Here is a 26,250-nt window from a genome sequence, read left to right as displayed (position 1 = left end):
GCGCGCGGCCGCACTCCTCCTCCCGCTCGCATCGCAGAACGGAACAGCAATGACCAGCACCAGCACCGTCGCCGTCATCGGCCTCGGCGCCATGGGCCTGCCCATGGCCGCGCGGCTCGCGCAGCGCTTCGACGTCCGAGGGTTCGACATCGCCGAGCAGCGCGTCGAGCTCGCCGCCGAGCAGGGCGTCGCGCCCGCATCGTCCGCCGCGGAGGCGGTCGACGGCGCCCAGGTGGTGCTCGTCGCGGTGCGCACGGGCGAGCAGCTGCGCGAGCTGCTCTTCGGCGAGTCGGGCCTCGCCGACCACCTCGCCGAGGGGGCGGCCGTCGTGCTCACGAGCACCGTGGGCACCGACGGCATCGCCGAGATCGCCGACCGGCTCGCGTCCTCCGGTGCGCACCTCGTGGACGCGCCGCTCTCCGGCGGCCCCGTGCGGGCCGGCGACGGCGACCTGCTCATCGTCGTCGGCGCCGAGCCGGCCGCACTCGAGACCGCGCGCCCGGTGCTCGAGCAGCTGTCGTCGACGCTGTCGATCGTGGGAGACCGGCCCGGCGACGGCCAGGCGCTCAAGACCGTCAACCAGCTGCTGTGCGGCGTGCACATCGCGGCCGCCGCCGAGGCGCTCGCGCTCGCCGACGCGCTCGGCCTCGACCGCGAGCGCACCCTCGAGGCGCTCACCGCCGGCGCGGCCGGCTCGTTCATGCTCGGCAACCGCGGCCCGCGGGCGCTGCAGGCCTACGACGAGGGCGGCGCCGAGGTGCTGAGCCGCCTCGACATCTTCGTGAAGGACATGGGGATCGTGGGCGCGGCGGCCCGCGCGCACCACCTGGCGGCGCCCGTCGCCGCCGCCGCCGAGCAGCTGTTCCTGCTCGGCGAGGCGCAGGGCCTCGGCGAGCTCGACGACTCCGCGGTCATCCGCGTGGTGGCGCCCACGAGGCGCGGCGACGCGGCCTGACGGATGCGTCGCTCGGGTCCGGTGCCGGAAGGTGCCGGGCCCGTCGTCGTTCCGGCGGGGGTATCCACCTCCGTGCCGAACCGGCCCGCGCAGGCCCGCGGACGCATCCTGGGCCTCAGAACGCGAGAACGCCGGTGTGTTCTGTCCTCAGACTGACGGATCGGCGCTCAGAGGCGCGTTCGGCACCGGCTCCACCGCCTCGCGGGGTAGAATCGGAGGGTTGCGCGGCCCCCGTGGCTGCGCGGAAGGCGGACGCGGAGAACGATGGCGAACGAGCACGGTGGACCGGCGCAGGACCTGACGTCCAAGGGGCGTGAGCAGGGCGACTACGGCGCCGACCAGATCCAGATCCTCGAGGGCCTCGAGGCGGTGCGGAAGCGCCCCGGCATGTACATCGGCTCGACCGGGCCGCGCGGCCTCCACCACCTGGTCTACGAGATCGTCGACAACGCGGTCGACGAGGCGCTCGCCGGCCACTGCGACAGCATCGACGTGACGATCCTCCCCGACGGCGGCGTGCGCGTCGCCGACAACGGCCGCGGCATCCCCGTCGACCCGCACTCCTCCGACCCGTCGAAGTCGACGGTCGAGGTCGTGCTCACCGTGCTGCACGCCGGCGGCAAGTTCGGCGGCGGCGGCTACGCGGTCTCCGGCGGCCTGCACGGCGTCGGCTCCTCGGTCGTGAACGCGCTCTCGTCGCGGCTCGAGGTCGAGATCAAGCGGCAGGGGCACGTGCACCGGCAGTCGTTCGCGGTCGGCGAGCCCGAGGGCCCGCTGCAGACCGGCGAGGCGACCGACGAGACGGGCACCACCCTCACCTTCTGGCCGAGCGCCGACATCTTCGAGACCGTCGAGTTCGACTACGAGACGCTCGCGAAGCGCTTCCAGCAGATGGCGTTCCTCAACAAGGGCCTGCGCATCGCGCTCGAGGACCTCCGCCCCGAGGCGCTCGAGCAGCCGGGCGGCGACGACAGCGCCGAGCCCGTGCAGCGCTCGGACGAGTACCTCTACGAGCAGGGCCTCAAGGACTACGTCGCCTACCTCAACGAGTCGAAGAAGTCGGAGCCGGTGCACCCGGAGATCATCGACTTCGAGGCCGAGGACACCGAGCGGCGCATCTCGGTCGAGATCGCCATGCAGTGGACGGGCTCCTACCAGGAGGCGGTCTACACCTACGCGAACACGATCAACACGCACGAGGGCGGCACCCACGAGGAGGGCTTCCGCGCGGCGCTCACCACGCTCGTCAACCGCTACGCGCGGCAGACGAACCAGCTCAAGGAGAAGGACGAGAACCTCTCGGGCGAGGATGTGCGCGAGGGCCTGACCGCGATCGTCTCGGTGAAGCTCGGCGAGCCGCAGTTCGAGGGCCAGACGAAGACCAAGCTCGGCAACACCGAGGCGAAGTCGTTCGTGCAGCGCGTCACCGGCGAGGAGCTCGGCCACTGGTTCGAGTCGAACCCGGCGTCGGCGAAGGAGATCGTGCGGAAGGCCATCCAGGCCTCGACCGCGCGCATCGCCGCACGCAAGGCGCGCGAGCAGACCCGCCGCAAGGGCCTGCTCGAGTCGGGCGGCATGCCCGGCAAGCTGAAGGACTGCCAGTCGAAGGACCCGATCATCTCGGAGATCTTCCTCGTCGAGGGCAACTCGGCCGGCGGCTCGGCCGTGCAGGGCCGCGACCCCTACACGCAGGCGATCCTGCCGCTGCGCGGCAAGGTGCTCAACGTCGAGAAGGCGCGCCTCGACCGCGCGCTCGGCAACGCCGAGATCCAGTCGATGATCACCGCCTTCGGCGCCGGCCTCGGCGAGGACTTCGACCCCGGCAAGGCCAGGTACCACAAGATCGTGCTGATGGCCGACGCCGACGTCGACGGCCAGCACATCACCACGCTGCTGCTGACGCTGCTGTTCCGCTACATGCGGCCGCTCATCGACATGGGCTACGTGTACCTCGCCGCCCCGCCGCTCTACAAGCTGAAGTGGACGAACGCCGAGCACGAGTACGCCTACACCGACCGGGAGCGCGACGAGCTGCTCGCCGCCGGCTCGGCCTCCGGCAAGCGCATCCCCAAGGACAACGGCGTGCAGCGCTACAAGGGCCTCGGCGAGATGAACTACTCCGAGCTGTGGGAGACCACGATGGATCCGGCCACCCGCACGCTCAAGCAGGTGACGCTCGACGACGCCGCCGTGGCCGACGCGATCTTCTCGACCCTGATGGGCGAGGACGTCGAGGCCCGCCGCACCTTCATCCAGAAGAACGCGCGCGACGTGCGCTTCCTCGACATCTGAGCCTCGGAGACCGACGATGACTGACGAGACCCCCACCGCCGAGCCCTTCGACCGCGACGCCCCCAACCACGGCGCGATCGAGCAGGTCGACCTGCAGCTCGAGATGCAGCGGTCGTACCTCGACTACGCGATGAGCGTCATCGTCGGGCGCGCGCTGCCCGAGGTGCGCGACGGCCTGAAGCCGGTGCACCGCCGCGTGCTCTACGCGATGTACGACGGCGGCTACCGCCCCGACAAGGCGTTCTCGAAGTGCTCGCGCGTCGTCGGCGACGTCATGGGGCAGTTCCACCCGCACGGCGACTCGGCCATCTACGACGCCCTCGTGCGCCTCGTGCAGCCCTGGAGCCTCCGCTACCCGCTCGCGCTCGGCCAGGGCAACTTCGGCTCCGCCGGCGACGACGAGGCGGCCGCGCCCCGGTACACCGAGACGAAGATGTCGCAGCTCGCCATGGAGATGGTGCGCGACATCGACGAGGACACCGTCGACTTCCAGGACAACTACGACGGCCGCACGCAGGAGCCGTCCGTGCTGCCTGCCCGGTTCCCCAACTTGCTCGTCAACGGCTCGGTCGGCATCGCCGTCGGCATGGCCACGAACATCCCGCCCCACAACCTCCGCGAGGTCGCCGACGGCGCGATCTGGCACCTCGAGCACCCGGATGCGTCGAGGGAGGAGCTGCAGGCGGCGCTCGTCGCGCGCATCCACGGCCCCGACTTCCCCACGGGCGCGCAGATCCTCGGCACCCGCGGCATCCAGGAGGCGTACCGCACCGGTCGCGGCTCCATCACGATGCGCGCGGTCGTCACGGTCGAGGAGGTCCAGGGCCGCACCGCGCTCGTCGTCACCGAGCTGCCGTACCAGGTGAACCCCGACCGCCTCGCGGTGCGCATCGCCGACCTCGTGAAGGACGGCAAGCTGCAGGGCATCGCGAACCTCGAGGACCAGACCTCGGGCCGCACCGGCCAGCGCCTCGTCATCACGCTCAAGCGCGACGCGGTCGCGAAGGTCGTGCTCAACAACCTCTACAAGCACACGCAGCTGCAGGAGAACTTCGGCGCGAACATGCTCGCCATCGTCGACGGCGTGCCGCGCACGCTCCCGATCGACGGCTTCATCACGCACTGGGCCGACCACCAGGTCGAGGTCATCGTGCGCCGCACGCAGTTCCGCCTCGCCAAGGCCGAGGACCGCATGCACATCCTGCGCGGCTACCTCAAGGCGCTCGACGCGCTCGACGACGTGATCGCGCTCATCCGCCGCTCGCCCACGCCCGACGAGGCGCGCACGGGCCTCATGGAGCTGCTCGAGATCGACAAGCGGCAGGCCGACGCCATCCTCGAGCTGCAGCTGCGCCGCCTCGCCGCGCTCGAGCGCCAGAAGATCCACGACGAGGCCGACGAGCTCGAGCGCCAGATCACCGACTTCCGCGACATCCTCGCCAAGCCCGAGCGCCAGCGCTCGATCATCGTCGACGAGCTCAGCGAGATCGTCGCGAAGTTCGGCGACGACCGCCGCACCGAGATCATGCACGGCTACGACGGCGACGTGTCGATGGAGGACCTCATCCCCGAGGAGCAGGTCGTGGTGAGCCTCACGACCGGCGGCTACATCAAGCGCACCCGCATCGACCAGTACCGCGCGCAGCACCGCGGCGGCAAGGGCGTGCGCGGCGCGCAGCTGCGCAGCGACGACGTCGTCGAGCACTTCAGCGTCAACTCGACGCACGACTGGATGCTGTTCTTCACGAACCGCGGACGCGTGTACCGGATGAAGGCGTACGAGATCGCCGAGGCCGGCCGCGACGCGAAGGGGCAGCACGTCGCCAACCTGCTCGCGTTCCAGCCCGACGAGCAGGTGCAGACGGTGCTCACGCTGCGCGACTACCAGCAGGCCGAGTACCTCGTGCTCGCGACGCAGCAGGGGCAGGTGAAGAAGACGCGCCTCGAGCTGTACGACACGAACCGCACCGGCGGCATCATCGCGATCAACCTCGCCGACGACGACCGCCTCATCTCGGCGATGCTCGCGAACTCCGACGACGAGATCCTCGTGGTGACGACGCTCGGCCGCGCGGCCCGCTTCGCCGCCACCGACGAGGCGCTGCGGCCCATGGGCCGCGCCACCGGCGGCGTGCGCGGCATCCGCCTGCGCGACGACGACCAGGCGCTCGCCGCCATGGTGATCGGCGAGGAGGGCTACGTCTTCGTCGTCACCGAGCAGGGCTTCGGCAAGAAGACGAAGGTCGCCGACTACCCGACGAAGGGCCGCGGCACGCAGGGCGTGCTCACCTTCGCCTCCGGCGACCACGACCGCGGCACGCTCGTCGGCGCGACGATCGTGCACGACGGCGACGAGCTGCTGCTCATCCGCACCTCCGGCAAGGTCATCCGCTCGAGCGTCGACGAGGTCGAGGCACGGGGCCGCACCACGATGGGCGTGCAGTTCGCCGAGAAGTCGGCCACCGACCTGGTGATCTCGATCGCCCGCAACGTCGAGCGCGACGTCGAGGAGGAGGTCGCCGAGGCCGCCCCGACGGCCGCCGCCGACGCATCCGCCGCCGAGGCGTCGACCGCGGCCGCGGAGGCGGAGGGCGCTATCGTGGACGCCACGGACCCGGCAGACGCCGACCGCACGGACGACGTCACCGAGGAGACCGACGAATGAGCATCGCCGAGAAGCTGCAGAGCAAGTCGCCTCGCCGCAGCGGATCGAGCAAGCAGGTGCGCCTGCGGCTCGTGCACATCGACTTCTGGTCGGCGATGAAGGTGTCGGCCGTGCTGGGCCTCGTGCTCGGCATCGTGCAGCTCGTCGTCACCTTCGTGGTGTGGACGCTGCTGCAGATCGTCGGCCTGTTCGGCAAGGTCGACGAGGTGATGCGCGACATCCTCGCCGACCCCGACTTCGCGATCACGTCGCTGCTGTCGCTGCCGCAGGTGATGATGTTCACGCTGCTCGTCGCGGTGCTGAACTTCGTCGTCATCACGGTGCTGGGCGCGGTCATCGCCGTGCTCTACAACCTGTCGGTGCGCCTCACGGGCGGCCTGCAGGTCGGCTTCGCCAACCAGTAGGCCGGCTCGTCGCGGGCATCGACCCGACCGGGTCCTGCGGGCCCTGCGGGTCTGGTAGAGTCGATGCTTGTGCTCGGGGCTATAGCTCAGGCGGTTAGAGCGCTTCGCTGATAACGAAGAGGTCCATGGTTCGAGTCCATGTAGCCCCACCACGCACGACTCCCACGGCCGTCACGGCCACGGGGCCTTAGCTCAGTTGGTAGAGCGCCTGCTTTGCAAGCAGGATGTCGGGAGTTCGATTCTCCCAGGCTCCACGATCAGCCCCGCTCCGGCGGGGCTCTCGTCGTCTCCGGCCCCGCGCCCCCGCCGCCCTCTTCCCAGTCCTCCGCTTGGTCGAGGAGCGCGCCGCCGCAGGCGGCTCGCGTCACGAGACCACCCGCACCTCAGCGACTATCCACAGGCGAGCGCTCCACACCATTACCGGCAGCACGCGCCATGCCATCGTGCCGCGATGCCCCACATGTACATCCTCGAGTGCTCCGACGGATCGTTCTACGTCGGCAGCACCTGGGACGCCGACTACCGCCTCGCCCAGCACCAGCGCGGGGAGGGATCCCAGTACACGAAGCGGCGGCTGCCCGTGAAGCTCGTGTACTGCGAGTACTTCGAGCGCCGGGATGAGGCGTACTGGGCGGAGAAGCAGGTGCAGGGATGGAGCCGGCGCAAGCGGCTCGCACTGATCGAGGGGCGGGCGGATGCGCTACCCGGTTCGACGGGGAGGCGCCGAGCGCGCGTGGGCGAGCCTGGGGACAGTCGCTGAGGTGCACCTGGTCTCGTGACGCGTGCCGCCTCCGGCGGCGCGCTCCTCGACCAAGGGGGTTGGCGCGACGCGGTCCTCGACCAGGCGGGGACGGCGGGTGGTCTCGTGACGCGTGCCGCCTGCGGCGGCGCGCTCCTCGACCAAGGGGTAGGGGGCAGGTGGCGGGCGGCACGCACCGCGCGCGCCTCGGCGCGGATGCGAGGATGGAGGCGATGGACGAGCGGCAGGACTGGCGGCAGCGCATCGCGCGCGCGATCCGCACCGACCCGGCATCGCGACCCATGACCGAGGCGCTCCTCACGATCGACGAGGTGCACGCGCGGAAGGTCATCGACCTCGCGATGCGGATCGCCGAGGCGCTCACGGCCGTCGGCGCATCCGCCAACGACGTCACGCTCGCCACCGCCCGCGTCGCCGCGGCGCTCGGCATCAAGCCGGTGCACGTCGACGTCACCTACAACTCGATCGGCGTCTCGTACCACCGCAACCACGACGACCTGCCGATCACGCTGCTGCGGGTCGTGCGCGCGCCGGTGCCCGACCACGCCAAGCTGCAGCGCCTGCAGGCGCTCGTCGTCGAGATCGAGCACGGGCTCGAGCTCGAGCAGGCCCGCTCCCGCTTCCACGCGATCCGTCGCACGCCCTTCATGTACCGGCCCACGTTCGTCGTGCTCGCGCAGGGGATGCTCGCGGTCGGCGTGTGCGTGCTGTTCGGCGCGTCGTGGCTCATCGCCGCGATCACCTTCCTCGCCTCGTGCGCCGCCGCGGTCGCGCAGCGCGGCATGGCGCGGCTCCGCGTGCCGTTCTTCTTCTCTCAGATCGTCGGCGCGCTGGTCGTCACGGCGGCGGCCGCCGCGACCGGCGCGCTGTCGGAGCTCGGCGTGCCGATGCTCGAGGGCGTGCGGCCGTCGATCATCGTCGCGGCCGGCATCGTCCTCATGCTCGCCGGGCTCTCGGTGGTCGGCGCCGCTCAGGACGCGATCGACGGCTTCGCGCTCACCGCCGGCGGGCGCATCCTCGAGCTCGTCATGGCCACGCTCGGCGTCGTGCTCGGCATCCTCGGCGGCCTGTCGCTCGCGAGCTCGCTCGGCGCGGGCTTCGTGCTCACGAGCGACGCCCCCGCGCTCGGCGCCCTGCCGCTGCAGTTCAGCGGCGCCGTGATCATCGCCATCGCGGTCGCGGTCATGAACGGCGCCGGCCTGCGCACGACGCTCGTGAGCGCCGTGCTCGGCACGATCGCCTGGCTCGGCTACTCGGCCGGCACGGCGGGCGGGCTCGACGTCGCCGTCGCGAGCGGCCTCGGCGCGCTCATCGCGAGCTTCGTCGGCATCCTCATCGCCCACCGCCTCCACGTGCCGTCGATCGCCGTCACCACCGCCGCGATCGTGCCGCTCGTGCCCGGGTACGCGGTCTTCCGCGGCCTGCTCGAGCTCGTCGAGACCGACGGCTCGCCCACGAGCCTCATCATCGGCTTCGCGACCCTCATCGGCGCCGGCGCGATCGGCATCGCCCTCGCCTCCGGCGCGTCGCTCGGGCTCTTCCTCGGCGCGCCCTTCCGCGACACGGTCGAGAGCGTGATGCGCGGCAGGGGCCGCGCCCGCTGATCCGGGCGCGCGCGCAGGCCCCCCGGCTACGGTGGGAGCGGCTGCTGCCGGCGCCTGCCGCAGCGGGGAGGTGACGATGCAGCGCGAGCCCGACGGCGGCACCGATGAGGTCGGCGCGCTGCCCCGCACCCGATCGATCAGCCGTTGGGACCGGCTGTGGCGCCCGTTCTGGGTGCTGCCGATGGTGATCGTGGTCGCCGCGGTGCTCGCCGGCTACCTCGTGCCCGAGCTCGACCGGCTCGCGGCGGACGAGCTGCCCTACGTCTTCCCGGGCGGACCGAACGGCGCGCGCGACATGCTCGGCACGATCGCCGGCGCCATGATCTCGGTCACCGGCCTCGTCTTCTCGATCACCATGGTGGTCGTGCAGCTCGCGAGCAGCCAGTACAGCCCCCGCATCCTCGGCGACTTCCTCGCGAGCCGCACGACGCAGGTGACGCTCGGCATCTTCGCCGCGAGCTTCACGTACGCGCTCACGGTGCTGCGCTCGGTGATCGGGGAGTCGGGCGAGGGCGGCGCGTTCGTGCCCCAGCTGGCGGTGACGCTCGGCTTCCTCCTGGTGCTCGCGAGCGTCGGCATGTTCCTCGCGTTCATCCACCACATCACGCGGTCGATCCAGGTCTCCTCGATCGTGTCGAGCCTGGGCGACGACACGCTCGACGTCGTGCGGCGGTACTTCCCGGAGCCCTCGTCGCCGGGCGCCCGGCTCGGCACGGTCCGCTGGGATGGCGAGGAGGGCCTCGAGCCGCAGACCGTCGCGGCCGAGGAGCACGGCGCGGTGGTCGAGCTCGACCACCGCGGGCTCGTGGCGCACGCCGCGGAGCACGACCTCGTGCTCGAGGTGCTGCTGCAGGTCGGCGACGCCGTGCCCGAGGGCCTGCCCGCGCTGCGCGTCTGGCGACCCGTCGGCTCGCCGCCGCTCGACGACGAGCGCCTCGCGCCCATCCGCCGCCTCGTGGCCGTCGAGCAGGATCGCGTGCTCAACCAGGATCCGGCGCTCGGCATCCGCAAGCTCGTCGACATCGCCGAGCGCGCGCTCTCGCCCGGCATCAACGACCCGACGACCGCGGTGCAGGTGCTCGACGAGCTGCACCGCATCCTCCGCCTCACCGTCACGCGGGCAGAGCTGCCCGCCCTCGTGTCGCGCGACGGCAGGCTGCGCCTCGTGCACCGGCCGCAGCGCGTCGAGCAGCTCATCGACCTCGCCATCGCCGAGCCGCTCCACTACGGCGAGGGGTCGCTGCAGGTGCCGCGACGCATCGCGGCCATGGTCGACGACCTCCGGGCGGTCGCGCTCGCCGAGCACCGACCGGCGCTCGAGTGGTGGGCGAGGCGGGCGGATGCGGTGGTGCGGACGCAGGAAGCGCGGCACGCGGGCGACCCACAGGCGCAGCCGGGGGACACCCCTTAGGGTTCGCCGTTTCGCCTCCGGCTCGCATCCCGAGTACCGTTGTCGGGGCCTCCGTGCGTCGACATCGACGTTCCGGGGGCATTTGACAGCGATACGTGAAGCGATTCGAGGCACATGAGCGAGCAGACGACACCCGGCACCGACACCAGCAGCAGCGCTCCTCCTCCCGACGGCTTCACCCACCACCCGGCGCTCGACATCCCGCCGCTGCCGGTCGAGGACGCGGAGCGCAAGCCGCTCGACCGGATCGTCTTCGGGATCGCCGCCGCCGTGGCGCTCGCCTTCGTGCTCTGGGGCACCCTCGGCACCGCGTCGCTCGGCACCGCCGCCGGCGCGGGCGTCGACTGGGTCGTGCACAACACGGGCTGGCTCTTCGCGCTCGCCGCATCGGGCTTCGTCGTCTTCATCGTCTGGATCGCCGCGAGCCGCTTCGGCCGCATCCCGCTCGGCGACGACGGCGAGGACCCGGAGTTCTCGACGATGTCCTGGATCGCGATGATGTTCTCGGCCGGCATGGGCATCGGCCTCGTCTTCTACGGCGTCACCGAGCCGGTGAGCCACCTCGTCACGCCGCCGCCCGGCACCGGCGGCGGCGACGACGCCGAGGCCGTGCGCACGGCGATGGCGACGACGATGTTCCACTGGTCGCTGCACCCGTGGGCGATCTACGCCGTCGTCGGCCTCGCGCTCGCCTACACCGGCTTCCGCAAGCGTCGACCGCTGCTCATCTCGTCGGCGTTCACCGCGCTCGTCGGCAAGCGCACCGTCGAGGGACCGGTCGGCCGCGCGATCGACATCTTCGCCATCTTCGCGACCCTCTTCGGCTCGGCGACCTCGCTCGGCCTCGGCGCGCTGCAGATCGGCTCGGGCCTCGAGCTCGTCGCCGGCATCGGCGAGGTCGGCAACGGCGTGATCATCGCCATCATCGCGATCCTCACCGCCCTCTTCGTCGTCTCGGCCGTGTCGGGCATCTCGCGCGGCATCAAGTGGCTGTCGAACACCAACATGGTGCTCGCGGGCGTCCTCGCGCTGTTCGTGCTCGTCGTCGGCCCCACCGTCTTCATCCTCAACCTGCTGCCCACGACCATCGGCGCCTACTTCGAGCAGCTCGCCGTCATGTCGGCGCGCACCGAGGCCGCCGGCGGCGAGGCCGTCGCCGCGTGGCTGTCAGGCTGGACGATCTTCTACTGGGCCTGGTGGGTGAGCTGGACGCCGTTCGTCGGCATGTTCATCGCGCGCATCTCGCGCGGCCGCACCATCCGCCAGTTCGTCACCGGCGTGCTCGTCGTGCCCTCGCTCGTCTCGCTCGTGTGGTTCGCGATCTTCGGCGGGCTCGGCATCGACCTCGAGCGCGCGGGCATCGACCTCGGCAGCTCCGGCACGCCCGAGGCGACGCTCTTCATGGCGCTCGGCGAGCTGCCGCTCGCGCAGATCACGGCGATCGTCGTCATGGTGCTCGTCGCGATCTTCTTCGTGTCGGGCGCCGACGCCGCGTCGATCGTCATGGGCACCCTCTCGCACCGCGGCTCGCTGCGGCCGAGCCGCGCATCCGTCGTCTTCTGGGGCGTCGCGACCGGCGCCGTCGCCGCCATCATGCTGCTGCTCGGCGGCGAGGACGCGCTGGCCGGCCTGCAGCAGGTGACGATCATCGCGGCACTGCCGTTCGTCGTCATCATGGTCGGCCTCGCCGTCGCCCTCACGCGCGACCTCTCGCAGGACCCGGTCGTCGTGCGCCGCGCGTACGCGGTCGCGGCGGTCGAGCAGGCGGTCGTCGCGGGCGTCACCGAGCACGGCGACGACTTCCAGCTGACCGTCGAGCAGACCGCGCCCGGCGAGGGCGTCGGCGAGCTCGTGCCCACGCAGCCCGTCGACCCCGCCGCGCTCCCGTCGACCGAGGCGCCGAGCGCCCGCTCCGACGACGGGGCGGCGGATGCGTCGGGTGACGAGCCCGCGGACGGTCGCGCCGACGCAGTGGCCCGGCCCGAGGAGCCGCCCCGGCCGTAGGATGGCGCAATGCGCATGCGAGTGGCCGCCTACGCCCTCATCACGAGGGGCGAGGGCGACGGCGCGCAGATCCTGCTGCCGCACTGGCGCGAGGGCGGCATGTCGGGCTGGACGCTGCCGGGCGGCGGCGTCGAGCCGGGGGAGCACCCGGCCGACGGCGCCGTGCGGGAGGTCAAGGAGGAGACCGGCTACGACGTGCGGCTCGTGAGCCTGCTCGGCGTCGACTCCGCCGTGCTCTCGAGCGCCGCGCGCGGCGACGAGCTGCAGGCGCTGCGCATCCTCTACCGCGCCGAGATCATCGGCGGCGAGCTCGCCGTCGAGGTGGGCGGCACGACCGACGACGTCGCGTGGCACGCGCTCGCGGATGTGCCGGAGCTGCGGCACGTGCACGCCGTCGACTGGGCGCTGCGCCACCTCGGCGACGCCGGATCGCCGCTGCGCTGATGCCCGCCATGCCCCCGCTGGTCGTGCTCGGCCTCGCCCTCATGGCGGCGAGCGTCGTCATCAGCGGCATCGACATCGTGCGCACGATGCGCTCCGGGCGGGAGCCAGAGCGGCGGCTGCGCGCCTTCCTGCTCGCGGCCGGCGTGCTCATCGCCGGCGGCATCCTCGTGGTCGTCGGCTCGACCCTGGGCTGAGCCGGCGGAGCACGCCGGGCTCGCGCCAGCACGCAGCAGGGCCCCGCCTCGCGGCGGAGCCCCTGCTGTCGAGCGTCGGATCAGGCCTGCGGCGAGCCGGCCTCCGGGCCCTCGGCGAGGCCGCCGGAGGGCTGGTCGACCGGGCGCGGCGGCGCGTCGATCGCCGAGTCGGCGGCGTCGGGGATCCAGAGGTCGTCGTCGGCGCGGAGCGTCTGCCACGCGGCGTAGGCCGCGCTCGCGACCGCCACGGCGCCGGCGCCGATGAGGAGCCACTGCCAGGCGTTGGGACCGCTCTTCGCGGCGTGCGCGGGCGAGACCTCGGGCACCGTCGTGTAGCGGCGCACGCTGTCGATGGCGTCCTTCACGCGGTCGTCCTTCGCGATCTGCGCCATGGCCGCGAACGAGCCGAGGCCCGATGCGATGGCCGGCACGACCGACGAGTTCCAGCCCCGCGTGGCGCGGGAGAGCGTGTTGCGGCCGGCGTCGACGCCGCGGTGCACGTAGCGCTCGGCGGTCGGACGCAGCGACTCGTTGCCGTAGGCGCGAGCGGCCTCGCGGGCCTCGCGGGCGATCTCGGCGGCGTGGTGGTTCACCACGCGCTGCTCGGCCCAGAGCTTGTCGGCCTGCTTGCGGAGCTTCTTCACCTGCTTCGCGCGCTTGCGCGAGAGTTCGAGCGACATATCCGTCCTTCCGTGGGGAGAGCCTGCGGCTGATCATTGCAGGTTTTCCTGGACGCGTCACCCAGCGGACGAGCGGTTTCGCTGTCGTCGAACCTGCCCCCTCCGACGGGCTCCGCAGGCCCTCGCTGTGGGAGGATCGAGGCATGGCTCACCACACTGCTGTCGCGACGATCCGCACGAACCTCGGCGAGATCAAGGTCAACCTCCTCGGCGACCACGCCCCCAAGACGGTGCAGAACTTCGTCGAGCTCGCCACCGGTGCTCGCGAGTGGACGCACCCCGGCACCGGCAAGACCTCGACCGACCCGCTCTACGACGGCGTCGTCTTCCACCGCATCATCCCCGACTTCATGATCCAGGGCGGCGACCCGCTCGGTCAGGGCGTCGGCGGCCCCGGCTACCAGTTCGACGACGAGATCCACCCCGAGCTCGACTTCAACGCCCCGTACGTGCTCGCCATGGCGAACGCCGGCATCCAGGGCGGCCGCGGCACGAACGGCTCGCAGTTCTTCATCACGACCGTCGCGACCCCGTGGCTCAAGGGCAAGCACACGATCTTCGGCCTCGTCGAGGACGAGGCGTCGCGCAAGGTCGTCGACGCGATCCAGGCCGTGCCCACCGACGGCCGCGACCGTCCCCTCGAGGACGTCGTGATCGAGTCCGTCGAGATCCAGCAGGCCTGACCCCAGGTGTCCGCCGCCCCGCCTGCCGATCGCTGCTACCGGCATCCTGATCGGCAGAGCTGGGTGCTCTGCCAGCGCTGCGGCCGCACCATCTGCGGCGAGTGCCAGCAGCAGGCGCCGGTCGGCGTGCACTGCCCCGAGTGCGTGCGCGAGCTGCGCGACGAGCAGCGCGCGCGCCTGCGCGAGACGCGCGTCGCCCACGGCGGCCCGCGCACCGCGATCGGGCAGCGCACCCGGCAGTGGCTCGCGCAGCCCGCGCCGGTGACGATCGCCATCGTCGCGGTCACCGCGGTCGTCGGCGTGCTGCAGATCCTGCCCGGCAACCTGTCGGGGCAGCTGATGTACTTCCTGCCCTACTCGCTCGTCGAGCCGTGGCGCTTCCTCACCTACGCGCTCGTGCACGCGGGGGTGCTGCACTTCGCCTTCAACATGATGATCCTGTGGATGGTGGGGCCGGCGATCGAGGAGCGCATCGGTCGGCTGCCGTACCTCGCGGCGTACGTCGTGAGCGCGGCGGGGGCTGCGGTCGCGGTCGCGTGGTTCACGCCGGCCTCCGCCGTGGTCGGCGCCTCGGGCGCGATCTACGCACTGTTCGGCATGGCGATCGGCATGCAGCGGATGCTCGGGCGGGTGCAGTCGGCGCTGCTCGTGCTCGTCGGCATCAACCTCGTGATCACCTTCGCGTTCGGCGGCATCTCGTGGCCGGCGCACGTCGGCGGCCTCGCGATCGGGCTCGCGCTCGGCTTCGGCATCGGCGCGGTGCATGCGCGGATGCGCGGGGACCGCACCACGCGGGCGGCGTGGCTGGTCATCGGCGGCGTCGCGCTCGTGCTCGCGGCGCTGTTCGCGGCGCGCATCGCCGTGCTGCTCTGAGCGGACGCGACGGCCCGCTCTCCACAGGTTTCTCCACAGCTGGGGAGAACTACACCGGTGTGATTCGGTCGGCTACTTCCAGCGCGTCGTCATGATGAAGCCGATGAACATCACGCCGAAGCCGATCACGATGTTCCAGGAGCCCAGCTGCGGCAGCGGCAGCGTCGTGCCCGAGATGTAGTACACGATCACCCAGAGGAAGCCGACGAGCATGAAGCCGAACATGACCGGCTTGAACCAGGCCGGGTTCCGCTGGTCGTCGTGCGGGGAGCGCTCCTTGCCCTTCGCGGACCGGCTCTTGGCGGCCGACGCCTTCTCGATGGACTTGTCGCTGCTCATGGCACCCAATGGTAATGCAGGCGCCGCCTAGGATTGAGCGGTGGCCAGGCAGCAGCGCGCGGAGGGTCGCCGCCCCCGGCGGCGCGCCTCGCCCGCGAGCGTGCTGGGCGAGCTGCTCGTGACCGCGGGGGTGCTCGCGCTCGGCTACGCCGGCTGGCAGCTGTGGCTCTCGGACGCCGTGCTCGGCGGGCAGCAGCAGGAGGCGGCGCGCAGCTTCGCCTCGCAGCTGGGGCCGATCCAGCCCGGACCGCCCGACGCATCCGCCCCCGATGCGGAGCTCCGCACCGACGAGCCGCCGACGGAGCCTGCCGCCGCCGACCGCGAGTCGTTCGCCGTGATGTACATCCCTCGGCTCGGCGGCTTCGAGCGCGTGATCGGCGAGGGCACGAGCCGCGCGGTGCTCGACTCGCTCGAGCAGGGGCTCGCGCACTACAGCGACTCGGCGCAGCCGGGGGAGCTGGGCAACTTCGCCGTCGCCGGGCACCGCAACGGGCAGGGCGGGCCGTTCACGCACCTCGACGAGCTGCGCGTCGGCGACCGCATCTACGTGCAGACCGCCGGCGCGTGGTACGTCTACGAGTTCCGCAACCACGAGTACGTGCCGCCGACCGCCGTCGAGGTCGTGGCCCCGGTGCCGCAGCAGCCCGAGACGCCCGCCGACGGGCGCTACCTCACGCTCACGACGTGCAACCCCGAGTGGTCGGCCGAGGGCCGGCTCATCGCCTACGCCACCTGGCTCGGGTGGCAGGGGGCCGAGGCCGGCATGCCCGCCGAGCTTGCCGCCAGCCTCGGGAGGGCATGATGTATGCAGCACTCTGGCGTGCGCTGCCCGGGCCCTGGCCCGTGCGGCTGCTGCTCGTGGCCGCGCTGCTCGCGGCCGTCGCCTGGTTCCTCGTCCTCCACGGCTACCCGTGGGTGATGCAGACCTTCTTCCCGACCCCGGACCCCACCATCACATGACTCGCATCCTCGTCGTCGACAACTTCGACAGCTTCGTCTACACCCTCGCCGGCTACCTCCAGGAGCTCGGCGCGGAGGTCTCGGTCGTGCGCAACGACGAGGTCGACGCGTCGACTATCCGCGACTGGGACGCCGTGCTGCTCTCGCCGGGCCCCGGCGCTCCGGCCGACGCGGGCGTCTCCATCCCGATGGTGCACGCCGCGATCGAGACCGGCACGCCGCTGCTGGGCGTCTGCCTCGGTCACCAGGCGATCGCCGAGGCGCTCGGCGGCGTGGTCACGCACGCGCCGCAGCTCATGCACGGCAAGACGAGCCTCGTCGAGCACGACGGCACGACCGTCTTCGAGGGCCTCCCGAGCCCGCTCACCGCGACGCGCTACCACTCGCTCGCGATCGTCGACGGCACGGTGCCGGATGCGCTGCGCGTCACCGCGCGGACGGTCGCGGATGCGCAGGCGGGCGTGATCATGGCGGTCGAGCACCGCGGTGCCCCCGTCTGGGGTGTGCAGTTCCACCCGGAGTCGGTGCTCACCGAGGGCGGCTACCGGATGCTCGGCAACTGGCTCGAGGCCGCGGGCCTCACCGGCGCGGCGCAGCTCGCCGAGGGCCGCGCGCCGCTCGTGACGCTCGCACCGCCGCCCGACCACGTGGCGTAGTCGGGTCGACACCCCGGCTCGCGAGAGCGTCAGCCCTCGTCGCCTCCGCCGCCTCCGCCGCCGCCTCCGCCGCCGCCTCCGCCGTTGCCGGGGTTGGTCGGCTCCGGCTCGGGCTCGGGCTCCGGCTCCGGCTCCGGCTCCGGTGCGGGCGCCGGCGCGGGATCGGGCGCCGGCTGGCCGTTGCAGTAGAGCAGCGTGATGGTGCTGCCCTGCGGGTGGTCGCCGGGCGTGAGCGACTGCTCGACCACGTCGCCGCCCAGGCAGCGCGTCGTGAAGCGGCGGTCGACGGTGAGCCCGAGGGCGCTCATCTGGTCGGCGGCGCTCGAGATCGCCTGCCCCGTGACGTCGGGCACGGTCACGAGCCCGCTCGCGAGGACGATGTTGACGGTCGCGCCGCGCGAGACGTCGGTGCCGGCGCTCGGATCGGTGCGCACGACGAGGTCCGCGGCGACGGTCGGCGCGTTCTCGCGCGTCACGGTGCCGACGGTGTACCCCGCCGCCTCGAGCGCCTGCCGCGCCTGCGCCTCGGTGAGGTTGGCGACGCTCAGCAGCGGCGAGGGGGGCGGGCCGTTCGAGACCACGACCGTGATCGCGGCGCCGGGGGAGAGCACGATGCCCGCGTCGGGATCCGTGCGCAGCACCGTGCCGGCCTCGGCGTCGTCGATCACGCGCCGCACCTCGGGCACGAGCTCGGCGCCCTCGACCGCGGCGACCGCCTCCTCCTCCTGCATGCCGGCGACGGCGGGCACGGTGGTGGAGAGCCCGGCGATCGGGATGCTGCCGCCCAGGCTGACGGCCCACGCGACGGCGCCCACGACGAGCACGGCGATGAGCGCGACGGCGCCCCAGAGCCAGGCGACGGGCGGGCGGCGGTCGCGCCGCACGGCCGCGAGCTCCGCGGTCGTCTCGGCCTCCGGCTGCGGGTCGTCGACGGCGAGCGCGGCGAACATCGTCGTCGCGGCGCCGATCTCGACCGGTGCGGTGTCGGTGCGCTCGAAGGGCACGAGCACGCCGGCGAGCGCGTCGTCGAGCGCCTGCTTGAACTCCGTGGCCGTCTGGAAGCGGCGCTCGCGGCGCTTCTCGAGCGCCTTCGCGACGATGGAGTCCATCTCGGGCGTGATGCCCGGGGTGATCGACGAGGTGGTCGGCGGCTCCTCGGCGACGTGCTGGTAGGCGACGCCCACCGCGGTGTCGGACTCGAAGGGCGCGCGGCCGGTCAGCAGCTCGAAGAGGATGACGCCGGTCGAGTAGAGGTCGGTGCGGGCGTCGACCGACTCGCCGCGCGCCTGCTCGGGGGAGAAGTACTGGGCGGTGCCGAGGATGGTGCCGGTCTGCGCCACGTTGGCGCTCGTCTCGCTCACCGCACGGGCGATGCCGAAGTCCATCACCTTGATCTGGCCGCCGGGCGTCACCATGACGTTGCCCGGCTTGATGTCGCGGTGCACGATGCCGGCCCGGTGCGAGTACTCGAGGGCGGTGAGGATGCCCTTGGTGATGCGCACAGCCTCGGCCTCGGTGAGCGGGCCCTCGGCGATGATGTCCTTCACCATCCGGCCGTCGACGTACTCCATCACGATGTACGGCACGGCGGCGGCCTCGCCCTGGGCGTCGAACGCAGGCTCCTCGCCGGCGTCGAAGACGCGCACGACGGTGGGGTGCGACATCCGCGCCGCCGACTGCGCCTCCTGACGGAAGCGCGTGCGGAACTCCGGGTCGAGCGAGAGCTCGGGCTTCAGCAGCTTGACGGCGACCTGCCGGTCGAGACGGGTGTCACGGGCCTTGTGCACCTGGGCCATGCCGCCCTGGCCGATCAGCTCGCCGATCTCGTAGCGGTCGCCGAGGGTCCGCAGGGAGGCGATGATGCTGTCGGTCATCGCGGCTCCTTCCCTCGTGCATGCGTCAGGACGTCGTCCCGGCGCGCGGCGGGATCGGTCGATTCTACGTCACGGGCGCGGGCGATCCCCGTGCTGCGGCCGATCAGGGCTGGACCGGCGGCTCCACCGGCAGGGTCTCGGTCGGCTCCGTGGGCGTCGGCGTGGGCGTCGGCTCGGGCTCCGGGGTCTCCTCCGGCTTCGCGGTCATCGTGAGCGCCGGGGAGGAGCCGCTCGTGAGGGACTCGCCGCCGTCGACGTCGCACGTGTAGGTGTACGAGATCGTGGTGTCGCCGGCGGGCACCGAGCTGAAGTTCATCTGGGCGATGCCGGTCTCCTCGATCTGCTCCCGACCGTCGGGCCAGGTGATCGTGGTCGTGTAGCCGCCGAGGCTGTAGCCCGCGGGGCAGGTCGCCTCGTCCCAGACGACGACGGGGCTGTCGCCGACCGTGAGGGCGGCCGGGTCGCCGCCGTCCTGCAGGCGCGGCACCGACGTGGGGTCGGCGATCGCGGCCACAGGGGCGTAGAGCGTGCCCGTCACGGTCGATCCCACCGGCACCGGGCCGGTCGGGTCGACGGCGTAGACGGTGCCCGCGTCGGCCTCGGCGATGGCCGGGTTGCCGGTCTCGACCGCGGGCTCGAGCTCGAGCGCCTCGATGGCGGCGCGGAACTCGGCCTCGTCCATCCCCTCGAAGTCGCTCAGGTCGATGTCGACCGTCTCGAGGGTCTGGCTCGGCACCGGCGTGCCCGAGTCGACGGGCTGCTGCTGCTGCTGGTTGAGCAGCATCATCGCGATCGCCACGCCGGCCGCCACGAGCAGCACCGCGAGGATCACGACGGGCCAGATCCACGGGTTGCGGCGCCGGTCGCGGTCGCGCTCCAGGGTCGTCGCCCGGGTGACCGGCAGCGCCGCCGTCGCGGGGCTCGACTGGGTCGTGATCACCCGGGTCGCGGCCTGGGTCGGCGAGTCGATCGTCGCGAACGAGTCGGTCGAGGCGATGCCCGGCACGATCGCCGCGGCGCCCGCGATGTCGCCGCGGCGCAGCATGGTCGCGGCGCGCGACAGGTGCGCCGCGGACGTGGGGCGGTCGGCGGGGGTCTTCGCGATGCACGACAGCACGAGGTTGCGCACCGGCTCCGGCACGGTGCCGGGCAGGTCCGGCGGCGCGTCGTTGATGTGCGCCATCGCGATCGCGACCTGCGACTCGCCCGTGAACGGCCGCCGGCCGGCGAGCGCCTCGTAGGCGACGATGCCGAGCGAGTAGATGTCGGTCGACGGCGCGGCCTGCTGCCCCGAGGCCTGCTCGGGCGAGAGGTACTGCACCGTGCCCATGACCTGGCCGGTCGCCGTGAGCGGCACCTGGTCGGCGATGCGCGCGATGCCGAAGTCGGTGATCTTGACCCGGCCCTCGGGCGTGATGAGCAGGTTGCCGGGCTTGATGTCGCGGTGCACGAGCCCCGCCTGGTGCGCCGCGTGGAGCGCGGCGGAGGTCTGCGCGACGATGTCGAGCACCTTGTCGGCCGAGAGCGTGCGGTCGCGGTCGAGGATCGCGCTGAGCGGCTCGCCCGGCACGAGCTCCATCACGAGGAAGGCGCTGCCCTCCTCCTCGCCGTAGTCGAAGACGTTGGCGATGCCCTCGTGGTTGACGAGCGCGGCGTGGCGGGCCTCGGCGCGGAAGCGCTCGAGGAACCCGGGGTCGCCCATGTACTCGTCCTTGAGGATCTTGAGCGCCACCGTGCGGCCGATCACCTGATCGGTCGCCTGCCACACCTCGCCCATGCCGCCGATGGCGATCCGGCTGGTCAGCTGGTATCGCCCACCGAAGGTGAGTCCGCTGGATGGTCTCATGAGTTCAGCACCGCCTCGATCACTGCTCTCCCGATAGGTGCGGCGATCACGTTTGAAGTATCACCGACGATGTTCTCATCCGGCACGACCACGACGGCGACTGCCACGCTCCGGTCGTCCGTCTCGCCGTAGCCCGTGAACCACAGGTTGAACGGCTCGTTGTTCTCGCCCGTCTCCGCGGTGCCGGTCTTGCCGCCCACCGTCACGCCCGGGATCGCGGCGTTGGAGGCGAGCCCCTCGCTCACGCCGAGCTCCATCGCGCCGCGCAGCGCCGCCGCCGTCTCGGCCGAGATGGGGTTGCCCTGGATGGTCGGCTCCGGGTCGTCGAGCACGTCGAGGTTGGGCGCGAGCACGCGGTCGACCATGTTGGGCCGCATCATCGTGCCGTCGTTCGCGATCGCCGCGGTGGTCATCGCCACCTGCAGGGGCGTCACGCGCACGTCGTACTGGCCGAAGGCCGTCAGCATCGTCTGCGCCTCGTCGAGGCCCGTGGGGTAGGAGCTGGGGGTCACGGCGAGCGGGATGTCGAGCGGCTGGCCGTAGCCGAACGCCGCCGCCTGCTCGGCGAGCGCATCCTGGCCGAGCTCCTGCCCGAGCTGCGCGATGGGGATGTTGCACGAGAGCACGAGCGACGTCTCGAGCGTCGCCTGCTCGCCGGGGCCGCACGTCTCGCGGGAGGCGTTGCGCACCTCGCTCGTCGACTGCGGCAGCGTGAGCGTCTCGGGGTTGTCGAACTCCGACTGGAGGTCGAAGCGGCCCGACTCGAGCGCGGCGGCGACGGTCACGAGCTTGAAGACCGAGCCGGGGTAGTAGAGGTCGCCAGCGATCGCGCGGTTCTGCAGCGGCTGCTCGGGGTCGGCGAGCAGCTGGTTGTACGTCTCGGTGACGGCCGCGGTGTTGTGGCTCGCGAAGGCGTTGGGGTCGAACGTGGGGCTCGAGTACATCGCGAGCACGTCGCCCGTCTCGGGGTCGAGCGCGACGACCGCGCCCTCCCGGCCACCCAGCGCATCCGCCGCCGCCTGCTGCGCGTCGTGGTCGATCGTCAGCTCGACCGACGAGCCCGCCGGGTCCTGCCCGGTGAGCGTCGCGAGGATCTGGTCGAGGAACTGGCTGTTGGCGCTGCCGGTGAGCTCGGCGTTCATCGCGCCCTCGATGCCCGTGTTGCCCTGCCCGAGCGTGTTGTAGCCCGTGACGGGCGCGTACAGCGGCCCCATCGGGTACTCGCGCTGCCACTCGAACTCGTCGTTCGACGGCGTCGACAGCGCCACCTGCACGCCGTCGACCACGATCGAGCCGCGCTCGACCGCGAAGGAGTCGTACAGCGTGCGCGTGTTGCGCGGATCGGCGTGCAGCGAGTCGGCCTGCACGGCCTGGATCATCGTCGACGAGCCGAAGAGCCCGAGGAACATCACCAGCAGCAGCGTGCTCACGCGGCGGATGGGCCTGCGCATGCTCTGCTCCCGTTCGACGCCCGTCATGCGATCCCCCTTCCGCGCACCGAGTCGCTCAGCCTCAGCAGCAGCGCGACGATGAGCCAGTTGGCCAGCAGCGAGGAGCCGCCGGCTGCCAGGAACGGCGTGGTGAGGCCCGTCAGCGGGATGAGCCTCGTGACGCCGCCCACGACGATGAACACCTGCAGGCCGATCGCGAAGGCGAGGCCCACGGCGAGGAGCTTCGTGAAGTCGTCCGGCCCCTGGAAGCCCACGCGCACGCCGCGCGAGACCAGGATCAGGTAGAGCCCGAGGATCGCGAAGATGCCGGCGAGGCCCAGCTCCTCGCCGAGCGACGGGATGATGTAGTCGCTGTTGGCGTACGGCGTGATGTCGGGCCGGCCGAGGCCGAGCCCGGTGCCGAGCAGGCCGCCGTGCGCCATGCCGAACACGCCCTGCACGATCTGGAACGAGCCGCCCTGCGCCTCGTAGACGCTCTGGTCGAAGGCGTGGATCCAGGCGTCGATGCGGCGCTGCACGTAGCCGAGCACGAAGTAGGCCGCGATGCCGCCGAGCGCGACGAGGCCGACGCCGATGAACATCCACGAGCGGCGGCCGGTGGCGACGTAGATCATCACGAGGAACAGGCCGAAGTAGAGCATCGACGTGCCGAGGTCGCGCTGGAACACCAGCACGAGCATGCACATGCCCCAGACGATGAGGATGGGCCCGAGGTCGCGCAGGCGCGGGAAGCGGATGCCGAGCACCTTCTTGCCCACGACCGACAGCGAGTCGCGCGCCGTCATGAGGTAGCCGGCGAAGAAGATCGCGAGGGCGATCTTGGCGAGCTCGCCCGGCTGCAGCGAGACGATGCTGCCGATGCCGATCCACACGGTCGCGCCGTTGATCGTGCGGCCGATGCCGGGCACGAGGGGCAGCACGAGCAGGATGATCGCGATCGCCATGGCGAGGAACCGGTAGCGCGCGAGCACGCGGTGGTTGCGCACGACGACGATCGCCGCGATCGCGACGACGAGCGCGATGCCCGTCCAGGTGATCTGGCGCATGGAGGCGGCGTCCCAGCCGGTGACGCCCTCGGCGATGTCGATGCGGTAGATCATCGCGATGCCGAGGCCGTTGAGCACCGTCGCGACCGGCAGGATGATCGCGTCGGCCTCGCGCGCGACGATGCGCAGCGCGATGTGGAGGGCGAGCGTCAGGATGCCGAGCCCGGCGGCGAGCTGCAGCGGGAACAGGTCGACGCGCTGCAGGGCGCCGAGCTGCACGAGCACCATCGCGCCGCCCGCGATCACCCAGGCGATCACGAGCAGGAACAGCTCGAGGTTGCGCAGCTTCGCGGGGTTGCGGATGCGCACGCGGATCGCCTCGGTCACATCGCGCAGCTGCACGATGCCCGTCTGGAGGGCGCTGGGAGCGGTGCGATCCGTCATGGCGTCGGCTCCAATCGCTCGACCACGGCCTGCGCGGCCTGGAGCGAGTCGGCGGAGATCGTCTGCTCGACGTTGCGCTGGTTGAAGGGGGTGAGGTCGTCGATCGCGATGTCGGTCTCCTGCACCTCCGTCGCGAGGACGATCGGCCCGATCTGCTGCTGGATGCCCTGGTAGATCGCGACGTTGCCGGCCTCGTTGACGCCGACGAAGTAGCGGTCCTGGGTCCAGCCGTAGAACAGCACGCTCACGATCGCGACGAGGATCACCGTGAGCACCGCGCCGACGCCCCAGCTGATGCGCCGGTTGCGCCGCATGCGCCGCTGCTCGGCGAGCAGCTCCTGCAGGAACTCCTCGCTCTCGGGCTCGAAGTGCTCGAACGCGGGCTGCTGGCGCGACTGGCGCGGGTGCAGCAGCAGCTGGCCGAGGCTCACCGAGGTGCGCTCGGGCTCGACCGCCTCGTAGCTGATGGGGGCGGCGGCGGAGCCGACGGTGGTCGGCTCGATCGACGACGAGCGCTGCTCGTCGATGTCGCACAGCACCACGGTCACGTTGTCGGGCGCGCCGCGCGAGAGCGACTCGTTGACGAGCCGCTGCACGGTCGACGGGGTGTCGAGCCCCTGCTCGAGGATGGCGCGGATGCGCTCTTCGTCGACGTAGCTCGAGAGGCCGTCGGAGCACACGAGCCAGCGGTCGCCGGGCAGCGCCTGCTCGACGGCCGTATCGATCTCAGGGTGCGTCTCGACGTTGCCGAGCACGCGCATCACGACGTTGCGGCGCGGGTGGTGCTCGGCCTCCTCGCGCGTGATGCGGCCGGCCTCGACGAGCTTCTGCACGAAGGTGTGGTCGGTCGAGAGCTGCTCGAGCGCGCCCACGCGGTAGCGGTAGATGCGGCTGTCGCCGATGTGGGCCATGGCGACGCGGTCGCCGACCCGGATGATGCCGGAGGCGGTCGTGCCCATGCCGCTGAGCTCGGGGTGCTCGACCATCGCCTGCTGGAGCGCGTCGTTGCCCTCTCGCAGCCGCTCGGCGAGCGCCTGCGCGGCCTCCTCGGCACTGCCGTACTCGCGGTCGGCCTCGCGCGCCTTGCGGGTCACGATCGCGCTCGCGACGTCGCCGCCGGCGTGACCGCCCATGCCGTCGGCGACGAAGCACAGGTGGTTCCCGGCGTAGCCGGAGTCCTGGTTCTCCGTGCGGATCCGGCCGACGTGGCTGATCGCGGCGGCGAGGGGTGTGCTCAAACTCAGCGCCTCAGCTCGAACGTCGTCGTGCCGATCCGCACGGCGCTGCCGACCTGCACGGGCGTCGCCTCGCTGATGCGCTTGCCGTCGACGTAGGTGCCGTTCGTCGAGCCGAGGTCCTGCACCATCCACTGGTCGCGCCAGCGCACGACCTTCGCGTGGTTGTTGGAGGTGTAGTCGTCCTTGATCTGGAGGCCCGCGCCGCTCGAGCGGCCGATCGTCAGGCCCGTCGCCGGCAGGTCGAGCTCGAGGCCCGCCCGGGGGCCCGACGTGATGACGACGCGGGTCGCGGCGCCCGGGGCGGATGCGGCGGCCGGCGCCGCGCGCTCGGTGACGGTCGTCGGCGCATCCGCTGCCGCCGCGGCGGCCGGCGCCGTCGTGGCCGCCTGCTCGCGGGAGCGCTGGTTCTGCACCGCCACGCGCTGCAGCGGCGTCAGGCGCGGCCCGAACAGGTCGCTGCGCAGCGAGTACAGCACGATGAAGATGAACAGCCAGAGCAGCGCGAGGAAGCCGATCCGGATGATGATGAGGGTCAGCTCGCTCACGGGCGCTGCTCCTTGGACTGCGCCAGCACGCGGTAGACGATGCGGGTGGCTCCGATGTCGATGATCGAGTCGGGCTCGAGCAGCGCGCTCTTGAGCGCCCGCCCGTTGAGGGTCGTGCCGTTCGTGGAGCCGAGGTCGCTCACCTGGGCGCGGGTGCCGTCCCAGACGATCTCGGCGTGCTTGCGCGAGGCGCCGGCGTCGTCGACCGTGATGTCGGCGTCCGAGCCGCGGCCGATGACGGTGCGGCCCTTGCGCAGCGTGTGCCGCTTGCCCTTGATGTCGACGACCGCCGTCCAGACGACCTCGCCGGCCTCGGTGTCGGAGGAGATCTCGAACATGCCGGTCGTCATCGCCTCGTCGGGCGTGAGGCCGAGGCCGATGGGGCCCGGGAACGAGTAGCCGGACTGCCGAGCGTGCGTCTGGAGCGTGCCGGTCAGCTCGTCGAGCAGGGCGTCGCCGAGGCGCCGCAGGCGCTGGAAGTCGGAGGGGGCGAGCCGCACGGTGAGGCGGTTCGGCACGAGGATGCGGTCGCGCGAGACGACGGAGGCGTTGGTGTCGAGCTCGCGCTTGAGCGCGCTCGCGAGCTCGACCGGCTCGACGCCGGCGCGGAAGGTCTTCGCGAAGGCGCCGTTGACGGCCTTCTCGAGCCCGCGCTCGATCGAATCGAGGAATCCCATGTCCGTCATCACCGTCCCTATGCCGCCGCAAGCGTACCCGGCGAGTCTAGGAACCTGATATTCTCGTGGGGTTGCCCTGGTTCTCCGGGGTGCGCGCGAGTGGCGGAATTGGCAGACGCGCTGGCTTCAGGTGCCAGTGTCCGCAAGGACGTGGGGGTTCAAGTCCCCCCTCGCGCACGAACGGCCCCGGGCTCCACCCCGGGGCCTTTCGCTTGCGGGGCTGGGTCTCGGTACGGCGGCCTCCGGCCGCCTACTCGACCTTGAC

General features: G+C 71.9%; 24 protein-coding genes and 3 tRNA genes. 18 read left to right on the top strand and 9 right to left on the bottom strand.

Annotated features, from left to right (window positions below):
- Positions 1–49 precede the first annotated feature (49 nt).
- From MU522_RS04660 to MU522_RS04605, 12 genes are all read left to right on the top strand, one after another.
- Positions 50–955, top strand: a complete 906-nt coding sequence (locus MU522_RS04660; RefSeq protein WP_246992826.1) for an NAD(P)-dependent oxidoreductase — start codon at positions 50–52, stop codon at positions 953–955.
- Between the two features lie 264 nt (positions 956–1,219).
- The gene (gyrB, locus tag MU522_RS04655) at positions 1,220–3,247 is read left to right on the top strand and encodes a DNA topoisomerase (ATP-hydrolyzing) subunit B (RefSeq protein WP_246992824.1); all 2,028 of its coding nucleotides are present in this window, start codon (positions 1,220–1,222) and stop codon (positions 3,245–3,247) included.
- A gap of 16 nt (positions 3,248–3,263) precedes the next feature.
- Entirely contained in the window at positions 3,264–5,912 is a 2,649-nt protein-coding gene (gyrA, locus tag MU522_RS04650; protein WP_246992822.1) for a DNA gyrase subunit A, read from the top strand.
- On the top strand, positions 5,909–6,316 hold the full coding sequence (locus MU522_RS04645) for a DUF3566 domain-containing protein (protein WP_128190578.1): 408 nt from the start codon (positions 5,909–5,911) through the stop codon (positions 6,314–6,316). Before gyrA ends, MU522_RS04645 begins: the two co-directional genes overlap by 4 nt.
- A gap of 75 nt (positions 6,317–6,391) precedes the next feature.
- A tRNA-Ile gene (locus tag MU522_RS04640) sits at positions 6,392–6,468 on the top strand.
- A 29-nt stretch (positions 6,469–6,497) separates the two neighbouring features.
- Positions 6,498–6,570, top strand: a tRNA-Ala gene (locus MU522_RS04635).
- Between the two features lie 197 nt (positions 6,571–6,767).
- The gene (locus tag MU522_RS04630; RefSeq protein ID WP_146354641.1) at positions 6,768–7,076 is read left to right on the top strand and encodes a GIY-YIG nuclease family protein; all 309 of its coding nucleotides are present in this window, start codon (positions 6,768–6,770) and stop codon (positions 7,074–7,076) included.
- Between the two features lie 212 nt (positions 7,077–7,288).
- Positions 7,289–8,680: a threonine/serine exporter family protein gene (locus MU522_RS04625; protein ID WP_225792635.1), complete on the top strand. Its 1,392-nt coding sequence runs from the start codon at positions 7,289–7,291 to the stop codon at positions 8,678–8,680.
- A 76-nt stretch (positions 8,681–8,756) separates the two neighbouring features.
- The gene (locus MU522_RS04620) at positions 8,757–10,091 is read left to right on the top strand and encodes a DUF2254 domain-containing protein (RefSeq protein ID WP_246992820.1); all 1,335 of its coding nucleotides are present in this window, start codon (positions 8,757–8,759) and stop codon (positions 10,089–10,091) included.
- A 114-nt stretch (positions 10,092–10,205) separates the two neighbouring features.
- Complete coding sequence (locus MU522_RS04615) at positions 10,206–12,095, top strand: BCCT family transporter (protein WP_246992818.1); 1,890 nt, start codon at positions 10,206–10,208, stop codon at positions 12,093–12,095.
- A 9-nt stretch (positions 12,096–12,104) separates the two neighbouring features.
- Complete coding sequence (locus tag MU522_RS04610; protein WP_246992816.1) at positions 12,105–12,539, top strand: NUDIX domain-containing protein; 435 nt, start codon at positions 12,105–12,107, stop codon at positions 12,537–12,539.
- Entirely contained in the window at positions 12,539–12,733 is a 195-nt protein-coding gene (locus tag MU522_RS04605) for a hypothetical protein (RefSeq protein ID WP_128190395.1), read from the top strand. The genes MU522_RS04610 and MU522_RS04605 overlap by 1 nt, the downstream gene beginning before the upstream one ends.
- An 80-nt stretch (positions 12,734–12,813) precedes the next feature.
- Here the strand turns inward: MU522_RS04605 and MU522_RS04600 are convergent, their stop codons facing one another.
- Positions 12,814–13,413, bottom strand: coding sequence for a hypothetical protein (locus MU522_RS04600; RefSeq protein ID WP_128190396.1), 600 nt, complete (start codon positions 13,411–13,413; stop codon positions 12,814–12,816).
- Between the two features lie 143 nt (positions 13,414–13,556).
- On the opposite strand from MU522_RS04600, the gene MU522_RS04595 reads away from it, so the two are divergent.
- Together MU522_RS04595 and MU522_RS04590 are read left to right on the top strand one after the other, a co-directional pair.
- Positions 13,557–14,096 carry a peptidylprolyl isomerase gene (locus tag MU522_RS04595; RefSeq protein WP_128190397.1) on the top strand — a complete coding sequence of 180 codons (540 nt, stop codon included), beginning with the start codon at positions 13,557–13,559 and terminating at the stop codon, positions 14,094–14,096.
- Between the two features lie 63 nt (positions 14,097–14,159).
- Positions 14,160–14,969 (top strand): rhomboid family intramembrane serine protease, encoded by an 810-nt coding sequence (locus MU522_RS04590; RefSeq protein WP_246992814.1) that lies wholly within the window; start codon positions 14,160–14,162, stop codon positions 14,967–14,969.
- A 72-nt stretch (positions 14,970–15,041) separates the two neighbouring features.
- Here the strand turns inward: MU522_RS04590 and MU522_RS04585 are convergent, their stop codons facing one another.
- Positions 15,042–15,308, bottom strand: coding sequence for a cell division protein CrgA (locus MU522_RS04585; RefSeq protein ID WP_246992812.1), 267 nt, complete (start codon positions 15,306–15,308; stop codon positions 15,042–15,044).
- A 40-nt stretch (positions 15,309–15,348) separates the two neighbouring features.
- Between MU522_RS04585 and MU522_RS04580 the strand changes: the two genes are divergently transcribed.
- From MU522_RS04580 to MU522_RS04570, 3 genes are read left to right on the top strand one after another with little or no spacing between them, the layout of a single operon-like run.
- The gene (locus tag MU522_RS04580; protein ID WP_246992810.1) at positions 15,349–16,110 is read left to right on the top strand and encodes a class E sortase; all 762 of its coding nucleotides are present in this window, start codon (positions 15,349–15,351) and stop codon (positions 16,108–16,110) included.
- A complete protein-coding gene (locus tag MU522_RS04575) occupies positions 16,107–16,268 on the top strand; it encodes a hypothetical protein (protein ID WP_164877232.1) in 162 nt (53 codons plus the stop codon). Before MU522_RS04580 ends, MU522_RS04575 begins: the two co-directional genes overlap by 4 nt.
- Positions 16,265–16,924 carry a gamma-glutamyl-gamma-aminobutyrate hydrolase family protein gene (locus tag MU522_RS04570; RefSeq protein ID WP_246992808.1) on the top strand — a complete coding sequence of 220 codons (660 nt, stop codon included), beginning with the start codon at positions 16,265–16,267 and terminating at the stop codon, positions 16,922–16,924. Before MU522_RS04575 ends, MU522_RS04570 begins: the two co-directional genes overlap by 4 nt.
- A gap of 29 nt (positions 16,925–16,953) precedes the next feature.
- Here MU522_RS04570 and pknB read toward each other — a convergent pair whose 3' ends face one another.
- From pknB to MU522_RS04535, 7 genes are all read right to left on the bottom strand, one after another.
- On the bottom strand, positions 16,954–18,798 hold the full coding sequence (gene pknB, locus MU522_RS04565; RefSeq protein ID WP_246992806.1) for a Stk1 family PASTA domain-containing Ser/Thr kinase: 1,845 nt from the start codon (positions 18,796–18,798) through the stop codon (positions 16,954–16,956).
- A gap of 103 nt (positions 18,799–18,901) precedes the next feature.
- Positions 18,902–20,644, bottom strand: a complete 1,743-nt coding sequence (locus tag MU522_RS04560) for a protein kinase (protein WP_246992804.1) — start codon at positions 20,642–20,644, stop codon at positions 18,902–18,904.
- Positions 20,641–22,122 (bottom strand): penicillin-binding transpeptidase domain-containing protein, encoded by a 1,482-nt coding sequence (locus MU522_RS04555; protein ID WP_310123244.1) that lies wholly within the window; start codon positions 22,120–22,122, stop codon positions 20,641–20,643. Before MU522_RS04555 ends, MU522_RS04560 begins: the two co-directional genes overlap by 4 nt.
- Positions 22,119–23,525, bottom strand: coding sequence for an FtsW/RodA/SpoVE family cell cycle protein (locus tag MU522_RS04550; protein WP_246992802.1), 1,407 nt, complete (start codon positions 23,523–23,525; stop codon positions 22,119–22,121). Before MU522_RS04550 ends, MU522_RS04555 begins: the two co-directional genes overlap by 4 nt.
- Complete coding sequence (locus MU522_RS04545; protein ID WP_128189833.1) at positions 23,522–24,763, bottom strand: protein phosphatase 2C domain-containing protein; 1,242 nt, start codon at positions 24,761–24,763, stop codon at positions 23,522–23,524. Before MU522_RS04545 ends, MU522_RS04550 begins: the two co-directional genes overlap by 4 nt.
- Positions 24,764–24,765: 2 nt before the next feature.
- The gene (locus tag MU522_RS04540; protein ID WP_128189832.1) at positions 24,766–25,308 is read right to left on the bottom strand and encodes an FHA domain-containing protein; all 543 of its coding nucleotides are present in this window, start codon (positions 25,306–25,308) and stop codon (positions 24,766–24,768) included.
- On the bottom strand, positions 25,305–25,994 hold the full coding sequence (locus MU522_RS04535) for a DUF3662 and FHA domain-containing protein (RefSeq protein ID WP_318655676.1): 690 nt from the start codon (positions 25,992–25,994) through the stop codon (positions 25,305–25,307). The genes MU522_RS04540 and MU522_RS04535 overlap by 4 nt, the downstream gene beginning before the upstream one ends.
- An 84-nt stretch (positions 25,995–26,078) precedes the next feature.
- Here MU522_RS04535 and MU522_RS04530 point away from each other — a divergent pair.
- A tRNA-Leu gene (locus tag MU522_RS04530) sits at positions 26,079–26,162 on the top strand.
- Positions 26,163–26,250 lie beyond the last annotated feature (88 nt).

Source organism: Agrococcus sp. SCSIO52902 (assembly GCF_022983135.1).
GTDB classification, from domain to species: Bacteria; Actinomycetota; Actinomycetes; order Actinomycetales; family Microbacteriaceae; genus Agrococcus; species Agrococcus sediminis.
This window is presented reverse-complemented; position numbering and strand designations above follow the sequence as displayed.

Coding starts and splice junctions, on each gene's coding strand:
- MU522_RS04660 (WP_246992826.1), top strand. CDS start 50: ATGACCAGCACCAGCACCGTCGCCGTCATCGGCCTCGGCGCCATGGGC.
- gyrB (WP_246992824.1), top strand. CDS start 1,220: ATGGCGAACGAGCACGGTGGACCGGCGCAGGACCTGACGTCCAAGGGG.
- gyrA (WP_246992822.1), top strand. CDS start 3,264: ATGACTGACGAGACCCCCACCGCCGAGCCCTTCGACCGCGACGCCCCC.
- MU522_RS04645 (WP_128190578.1), top strand. CDS start 5,909: ATGAGCATCGCCGAGAAGCTGCAGAGCAAGTCGCCTCGCCGCAGCGGA.
- MU522_RS04630 (WP_146354641.1), top strand. CDS start 6,768: ATGCCCCACATGTACATCCTCGAGTGCTCCGACGGATCGTTCTACGTC.
- MU522_RS04625 (WP_225792635.1), top strand. CDS start 7,289: ATGGACGAGCGGCAGGACTGGCGGCAGCGCATCGCGCGCGCGATCCGC.
- MU522_RS04620 (WP_246992820.1), top strand. CDS start 8,757: ATGCAGCGCGAGCCCGACGGCGGCACCGATGAGGTCGGCGCGCTGCCC.
- MU522_RS04615 (WP_246992818.1), top strand. CDS start 10,206: ATGAGCGAGCAGACGACACCCGGCACCGACACCAGCAGCAGCGCTCCT.
- MU522_RS04610 (WP_246992816.1), top strand. CDS start 12,105: ATGCGCATGCGAGTGGCCGCCTACGCCCTCATCACGAGGGGCGAGGGC.
- MU522_RS04605 (WP_128190395.1), top strand. CDS start 12,539: ATGCCCGCCATGCCCCCGCTGGTCGTGCTCGGCCTCGCCCTCATGGCG.
- MU522_RS04600 (WP_128190396.1), bottom strand. CDS start 13,413: ATGTCGCTCGAACTCTCGCGCAAGCGCGCGAAGCAGGTGAAGAAGCTC.
- MU522_RS04595 (WP_128190397.1), top strand. CDS start 13,557: ATGGCTCACCACACTGCTGTCGCGACGATCCGCACGAACCTCGGCGAG.
- MU522_RS04585 (WP_246992812.1), bottom strand. CDS start 15,308: ATGAGCAGCGACAAGTCCATCGAGAAGGCGTCGGCCGCCAAGAGCCGG.
- MU522_RS04575 (WP_164877232.1), top strand. CDS start 16,107: ATGATGTATGCAGCACTCTGGCGTGCGCTGCCCGGGCCCTGGCCCGTG.
- MU522_RS04570 (WP_246992808.1), top strand. CDS start 16,265: ATGACTCGCATCCTCGTCGTCGACAACTTCGACAGCTTCGTCTACACC.
- pknB (WP_246992806.1), bottom strand. CDS start 18,798: ATGACCGACAGCATCATCGCCTCCCTGCGGACCCTCGGCGACCGCTAC.
- MU522_RS04560 (WP_246992804.1), bottom strand. CDS start 20,644: ATGAGACCATCCAGCGGACTCACCTTCGGTGGGCGATACCAGCTGACC.
- MU522_RS04555 (WP_310123244.1), bottom strand. CDS start 22,122: ATGACGGGCGTCGAACGGGAGCAGAGCATGCGCAGGCCCATCCGCCGC.
- MU522_RS04550 (WP_246992802.1), bottom strand. CDS start 23,525: ATGACGGATCGCACCGCTCCCAGCGCCCTCCAGACGGGCATCGTGCAG.
- MU522_RS04535 (WP_318655676.1), bottom strand. CDS start 25,994: ATGACGGACATGGGATTCCTCGATTCGATCGAGCGCGGGCTCGAGAAG.